The sequence below is a fragment of the Acidiphilium sp. PM genome (genome assembly GCF_000219295.1).
Classification (GTDB): Bacteria; Pseudomonadota; Alphaproteobacteria; order Acetobacterales; family Acetobacteraceae; genus Acidiphilium; species Acidiphilium multivorum.
This window is the reverse complement of sequence record NZ_AFPR01000093.1, coordinates 20,905-27,998: the sequence shown is the minus strand read 5'-3', so window position 1 is coordinate 27,998 and position 7,094 is coordinate 20,905. Positions and strand designations below refer to the sequence as shown.

Here is a 7,094-nt window from a genome sequence, read left to right as displayed (position 1 = left end):
AGGCCGAGCGCCTGCGCGCCGAGGAAGAGGCGCGCCGCCGCGAGGAGGAGGAAGCCGAGCGCCGCAGGGCCGCGGAGGCCTCGCAGGCAACGGCCGCTCCGCCGGCGCCAGCGGCTGCTGCGTCCCCTCGGGCCGCGATGCCTGCCCCGACCGCGGCTCCGGCTCGTCCGGGCGCGGCTCCGGCCCGTCGCACGGCGCCTGTACCCCCCGCCACCTCGGCATCGGAAACGCTGCGCCTGCGTGCCGCCCGCACCGGGCGCGACGAGGAAGAGGAAGCGTCCCGCCCCGCACGCCGTCCCGGCAGCGGTGCCGCGCCCAGTCGCAAGCCCTCCGTGCCCGCGCCCAAGAAGGTGGGGGACGATCGCCGCCGCGGCGCCCGCATCGATGTCCAGGCCGCCCTGTCGGGAGATGACGAGCGGGTTCGCTCGCTGGCGTCGGTTCGCCGGCAGCGCGACCGCGAGCGCCGCCAGGCGGAACTCGAACGCCTGCGCTCGGATCAGGTCCGTGTCGTTCGCGAGGTGGTCCTGCCGGAGACGATTACCGTGCAGGAACTGGCGAACCGCATGGCCGCCCGCGTGCCCGAGGTCGTCAAGTCGCTGATGAAACTCGGCGTGATGGCCACGGCCACCCAGACCATCGATGCCGATACCGCGGAACTTGTGGTCGAGGAATTCGGGCACCGGTCGAAGCGCGTCTCCGAATCCGATGTGGAACTCGGGCTCGAGGGGCAGGAAGATTCCGAGACGGATCTGAAGGTGAGGCCGCCGGTCGTCACCATCATGGGCCATGTCGACCACGGCAAGACCAGCCTGCTCGACGCCCTTCGCTCGACCGACGTTGCCGCCCGCGAGGCGGGCGGCATTACCCAGCATATCGGCGCCTATCAGGTGACGCTCGAATCCGGCGCGAAGATGACGTTCATCGACACGCCGGGCCACGAAGCCTTCACCGCGATGCGCGCCCGCGGCGCGTCGGTCACCGATATCGTCATCCTCGTGGTTGCCGCGGATGACGGCGTGATGCCGCAGACCGTCGAGGCGATCCGCCACGCCAAGGCGGCGAACGTGCCCATCATTGTCGCCATCAACAAGATCGACCGGCCGGACGCCAACCCCAATCGTGTGCGCAGCGAATTGTTGCAATACGATATCGCCGTCGAGGCGATGGGCGGCGAGACGCAGGATGTCGAGGTTTCGGCGCTGAAGCGGCAGGGGCTCGACGCGCTGCAGGAGGCAATCCTGCTGCAGGCCGAACTGCTTGATCTCAAGGCCAATCCGAACCGCTCGGCGGAAGGTGCCGTGATCGAGTCGAGTCTGGATCGCGGCCGCGGGCCGGTGGCGACCGTGCTCGTCCAGAAAGGCACGTTGCGCCAGGGCGACATCGTCGTGGCCGGCACAGAGCAGGGCCGTGTGCGCGCCATGCTCGACGATCATGGACAACCCCTCAAGGACGCGGGCCCCTCGACGCCGGTCGAGATCCTCGGCCTCTCCGGCGTGCCGGGAGCGGGCGAGGTGTTCGTGGTCGTCGAGAACGAAGGGCGTGCCCGCGAAATCGCCGAGTTCCGCCAGCGCAAGCTGCGCGAGCACGCGGCGGCGGCGGGTGCCGCGGCCCGTGGCACGCTCGACCAGATGCTCGCCCGCATCCAGGCCGGCGAGCAGAAGGAAGTGGCGCTTGTCATCAAGGCCGACGTGCAGGGTAGTGCCGAGGCCATCCAGGCGACCGTGCAGAAGCTCGGCAATGACGAGGTGCGCGTGCGCGTGCTGCTCGCCGGCGTCGGTCAGATCACGGAGAGCGATGTTCAGCTTGCAAAGGCATCGGATGCGATCATCGTCGCGTTCAACGTGCGTGCCAATGCCCAGGCCCGCACGCTGGCCAGCCGCGATGGCGTGGACATCCGCTACTACAGCATCATCTATCAGGTGTCGGATGACATCGAGACGATGGTGAAGGGCAAGCTCGCGCCGATCGAGCGCGAGAAGTTCCTTGGCTATGCCGAGATCCGCCAGGTCTTCAACATCACCAAGGTCGGCAAGGTGGCCGGGTGCTATGTCACGGAAGGCCTGGTCAAGCGCGGCGCCGGCGTCCGCCTGCTGCGGGAAGGTGTCGTCATCCACCAGGGCGAGTTGTCGCAGTTGAAGCGGTTCAAGGACGACGTCCGCGAGGTTGCGCGCGGCTATGAGTGCGGCCTGTCCTTCGCCGGCTTCTCGGATCTTCGTGAAGGCGACGTGGTCGAATGCTACGAGACCGAAACCGTTCCGGCGTAAGGGGCGGCGCGGAAGGCCCCTCGCAGCGGCAGCGCCGGGTGGCGGAGGATCTCCGCCACCGGCTCGCCGAACTCTTCGCCCGCACCGAATTCCGTGATCCCGAGCTTGCCGGTGTGCATATCACGGTGGCCGAGGTACGGATGAGCCCAGATCTCAAGCACGCCACGGTGTTTGTCTCGCGACTCGGCGCGACCGATATCGATCGGTATCTTCCGGCCTTGAAGCGGATCGCACCGTTCCTGCGCGGCGAGATCGGCCATGGGCTACGGATGAAGTTCGTGCCGGATCTGCATTTCCAGCCAGACCATGCCCTCGATGAAGCGACGCGGATCAACGAGCTTCTGCATCGGCCCGAAGTAATGCGGGATCTTCTGAAGCCGGACGAGGAATGACCGAGCGGCTTGCCGCAGACGCGGCCGGAATCGCGCGCGCCGCCGAACTGCTCCGGGCCGGCGAACTGGTGGCCTTCGCAACCGAGACGGTGTACGGCCTTGGTGCAGATGCCACCAATGCCAGTGCCGTCGCCGCGATCTACGAGGCCAAAGGGCGGCCGCGGTTCAACCCGCTGATCAGCCATTTCCCCGACGCCGATGCGGCATTCCGCCACGCTGCCGCAGATGCGCGGGCGCGCGAAGCCGCTCAAGCCTTCTGGCCTGGTCCGTTGACGCTGGTCTTGCCGCGACGGGGTGAGAGCGATATCGCAGCGCTGGCGACGGCGGGTCTATCCTCTGTCGCCGTGCGCGTGCCTGGCCACGGGATCGCCCGGGCGCTTCTCGCCGCGACCGGTCGGCCTGTAGCAGCTCCATCGGCAAACCGGTCAGGACGGCTCAGCCCGACCCGCCCGGCGCACGTTATCGCAGGCCTCGAGGGGCGAATTGCCGCGATCCTCGAATCCGGCGCCTGTGAGGTCGGGCTCGAATCCGCCATCGTCGATCTTACCGGGGCAACGCCAGTGCTCCTGCGCCCAGGCGGAATTTCCCGCGAGGCGCTGGAGGCCGTGCTAGGTCCAGTCTCGATCGCATCCGAGATGGGTGCGGCGGTGAAGGCGCCGGGGATGCTCGCCTCGCATTATGCGCCCGTGTTGCCGATGCGGCTTGGCGCCACCGCGCCGGAAGACGGCGAGGCATGGCTTGGTTTCGGCATCGAGCCGCCAACGCTGCCGCCGGTGTCGCGCAATCTTTCTCCAGCCGGCGATCTGGTCGAGGCTGCCGCCCGCCTGTTCGACTCCTTGCATGAGTTGGATGCCGCAGCCGGGTTGGCCGGGCTTCGACGCATCGCGGTGGCGCGCGTTCCGGAACGTGGACTGGGCGCGGCGATCAACGATCGTCTGGCGCGGGCGGCAGCCCCCCGGTCCTGACAGGGGCGAGCGCGGGACGCATCGATCAGACGGTTGCTGTGCCGCCGGGGAGGGCTGACTGCCGGGGAGGAAGGCCGAGCGCCCGCACCAGCATGTCGACGCTTTCCGTCAAGGTCAGCGTACAGGTCGCGGCTATTCGTGCAGCAGGCATGTCCCTGCTCGGCGCGGTGTTCTTGACATCGCCGCCGCGGTGGATGCAGCCGATCTCGATGGGCATGGACCGCCGCGCTCCTTGTTCATCCAGCCAGGCACGGAAATCGTCGGCCACGGATCGGGAGACGCAAAGCGCGTTATCCGCCTCCGCGACGATTTCGAGCCAGTCGGTGCGGGGCTTTTCGCCATCGTGCGAAACCTGCCTGGGCACGCGTGCGGGCGGCTGGTCGTCGATGATAAAAGCTGTCCGGACGCCGAGCGTTCGCCAGCGCCGGTATAGGTCGGCTTGCCCAGAACCGGCGCGGTGGCTCGGATACAGCGCCAGAAAAACGTCGCCCGCGTGCGCGTCCACCGGTTCATCCTCGAATCCCTCTGACGGGACGCCGAGAAGGTTCATTGTCCAGCGCCTAGCGTAGCGATAGCCGTTGACCTTCACCGAGGCATGGACGGGCTCCACGCGAAATCCCGCCGGTGGCCTCCGCAACAGTTCGAGCAGAAGTTCCCGGGGCGATGATTGAATTCGGTCTTTCGAATCTGGTGCGAGCAGACCGGACACATCCACCAGGAATTGGCGAGTGATGGGCTGGGCTCCGTTCTGCGCGAGGCAGCCCGAGATCTGCGCGAGGTCGGCCGCGGTCAGTCCCGAAGCGGATCGGCCGATGGAACTGATCGCACCGCGGGTTGTTGCATCTGCCTGCCGATAGGCAACCTCGATCGCTTCGTGATAGGCGGCCGCGCATGCGCGCGGAGCGTGCGTCCTGAGGATGCGTTCGCGCGCGCGCTGGCCCAGGGCTTTGCGTTTCCCGGTATCACGCGCCAGAACGTCCAGAACGGCGGCGAGTTGAGCACGCTCGAATTTGTCCGGAAGCTTCCAGACCGTGTCCGCCGGGAGGTCCGCCATCGAACCGTTTGCGTTGACGATCGTGGCCACACCATAATTCATGCAGTCAAGAACGGCCGCGGAGGTTTCCCCGCGCGACAACGTGCGTAGTTGCACCGCGATATCGGCAGCGGCGAGATAGTCGCGATATGTCGATTGATCGGTCCAGCCGGTGATGAGAATCCGTTCCGCGGCCCGGCTGTTCCTTGCTGTCGCAAGCAGGGCGCGGCCATAATCGTCGTTGGAATGGCCGCCGACGAAAGCGAGATAGGCGTCGGGACGATCGGCATGTGCCGAGGCGAGCCAGGCTTCGAGCGTGACGTGGTTCAGCTTGGTCGCGTTAAGGCCGCCGAAGCTGCAGGTCAGCATCGCATCTTCGGGCAATCCGATCCGCCTTCGTGCCTCCGATCGATGAAACCCAAAAGCGGGTGCGCGGAGGAGGGGGATGATCGCCCAATCTCGTGCCGTGTCGGGGCCGTACCACTGTCTGGCGAGGCGCACCGCATTGGGGCCGTGAACGATGATCCCGATTGCATCCGAAAGCACGTCCGCGTTGCACGGAAAGTCCCAGATGACCGAATTGATGTCCCCGCGCTTGTAGCGCTGTTCTGCAGCCGCGTAACCGTGGCTTCGATAGAGCGCCCTTGCCAGATGGCCGGCGCGGCCGACATCGCCTTCCATCCACCAGGCGACGCCTGACAGGAAGAAATCGTGCAGCGTTACCACGCCGGGGACTTCTCGCAGAAGGTCGAACATGTGCTGATGAAATGCCGAGTTCCCGAACTGGTACAGGACCCGGTCGTAGGACGAGGGGTTGGCGCTCAGCCAGTCGGGCGAGCGGATCGGGAATTGGCTGCGGAGCCATTCGGGCCCGATATCCGGCCGACTGGCGATGATCTCGATTTCATAGAAGCGTGACAGTTCGGGAATCAGCTCGGCACTGTAATCGCTGATTCCGCTCTGTTCTGGCGGCAGAGGCGAGACGTAGGCCAGTTTTGGGCGGGGCGTTTGCGCGCGGCGTCTTTGCGGCTGCAGCGCATGGCGCAAATGGAGCGCTTCGAGAGCTTTCACCGCGCGTTGCGCCGTGATGTCCCAGGAAAAACGGGTGGCTTGCCCAAGGCCATGGGAGACAAGTCGTTCCCGGAACCCCCGATCCTCCAGAACCTGTTGGAGACTGTTCGCAATTGAGTCCGGATTCAGCGGATCGAACAGGGCTTCGTCCAGGCCGACGACTTCCGGCAGGCTCGATGCGTTGCTGGCAATCACCGGCGCGCCACATGCCATCGCTTCCAGCGCGGGCAACCCGAAGCCTTCATGCCAACTCGGAAATACGAAGGCGGTGCAGGCGTGATAGAGGTGGATGAGGTCGTCCTCGGGCACGAAACCGGTGAACATCAGCGTCGAGGCGCCAAGCCCTTCGCGTCGAGCGAGAGTTCTCAGCCGGTCTTGTGCGTCATCATCCGCCTTGCAGACGATGGCAAGCTGATGGGCTTCACGTAGGTGCGCGGGGAGTCGGGCGAAAGCGGTAACGAGCCGATCGAGATTCTTGCGATGATCGATTCCTCCGGTGTACATCACGAACGGCAGGTTGAGACCGTAGCGTGCCCGCACCGTATCCAGAGTGGAAAGAGGCAGATTTCGCCGATGGAATTGCGGATCCGCAGCTGCGCCGATATTGACCGTTTGACCCGCCGGAAAGCCGAGGTGGTCTTTTGCTTCCTTTGAGCTGGATGCTGAAATAGCCAGCAGCAGATCTGCGCGCCGCAGATGGTCCAGCTGGGCTTCGTACCATTTTTCTATCACGGCATGATGCGAAAGATAAGTTTCGCGGTGGATGAGGGGGATCAGGTCATAAAGCACCGCAGCCGTCGGAATGTCGTGCAAGGTGCCGATGCTGGCGACGGCGTCGTCGATCAGGCCCTCGAAGAGACTGGAAACCAGAACGACATCCGGCCGAAGCGCGGCGAGATAGGCTTCCCGGACGCATGCGGCTGCCCGTCTCCGCGCATGATTGGTGTCATCTGCCGCGCTGATCCCTCTCGGGCATTGCCAGACGCGAAAATGTCCTGGCGGCAGGAGTGGCGCGAAGGTCGCCCGAAGCAGCGGCAGCGAATCGGGAAAGGCATCGCTGGCAGCGATAATGACGTCATGAGGCCCGCGCCAGCGCGCGATGCCTTGGGCCAAACCCATCGTGTAGCGCCCGATTCCGCGAAACGCGCTGCCACTCGTCTGGGCTCCTTGCACATCAATGACGATGCGCATCAGCGTATCCTGGCCGTTTCGTCTTCATTGAGGCTGGCGCGAAGGAGTTGAGCGTAGATCTTCGCCGCCGTTAGCGGCAGGTCGGGATCCGCATGACGAGCCTTAGCCAGCCGCGATCGAGCCGCATGGGCCCGCATCTGTCCGCGGGGACGGGGAGAGCCGGGGGGCGTCGGCCGCA

Annotated in this window: 4 protein-coding genes; 3 read left to right on the top strand and 1 reads right to left on the bottom strand. The window is 65.8% G+C overall.

From position 1 onward, the window contains the following. From infB to APM_RS04490, 3 genes are all read left to right on the top strand, one after another. On the top strand, window positions 1-2,264 hold a 2,264-nt coding region (infB, locus tag APM_RS04500), incomplete at its 5' end, for a translation initiation factor IF-2 (RefSeq protein WP_039887757.1). Beyond that, a complete protein-coding gene (gene rbfA, locus APM_RS04495) occupies window positions 2,234-2,656 on the top strand; it encodes a 30S ribosome-binding factor RbfA (protein ID WP_011941368.1) in 423 nt (140 codons plus the stop codon). The genes infB and rbfA, both read left to right, overlap by 31 nt. Further along, entirely contained in the window at window positions 2,653-3,621 is a 969-nt protein-coding gene (locus APM_RS04490; protein ID WP_007422164.1) for an L-threonylcarbamoyladenylate synthase, read from the top strand. The genes rbfA and APM_RS04490 overlap by 4 nt, the downstream gene beginning before the upstream one ends. 25 nt (window positions 3,622-3,646) lie before the next feature. On the opposite strand, the gene APM_RS04485 is transcribed toward APM_RS04490, so the two are convergent. After that, window positions 3,647-6,916 (bottom strand): glycosyltransferase, encoded by a 3,270-nt coding sequence (locus APM_RS04485; protein ID WP_007422163.1) that lies wholly within the window; start codon window positions 6,914-6,916, stop codon window positions 3,647-3,649. Window positions 6,917-7,094 lie beyond the last annotated feature (178 nt).

Excerpts from the sequence above, each read along its gene's own strand:
- APM_RS04490 (WP_007422164.1), top strand. The coding sequence starts at position 2,653 with ATGACCGAGCGGCTTGCCGCAGACGCGGCCGGAATCGCGCGCGCCGCC.
- APM_RS04485 (WP_007422163.1), bottom strand. The coding sequence starts at position 6,916 with ATGCGCATCGTCATTGATGTGCAAGGAGCCCAGACGAGTGGCAGCGCG.
- rbfA (WP_011941368.1), top strand. The coding sequence starts at position 2,234 with ATGCTACGAGACCGAAACCGTTCCGGCGTAAGGGGCGGCGCGGAAGGC.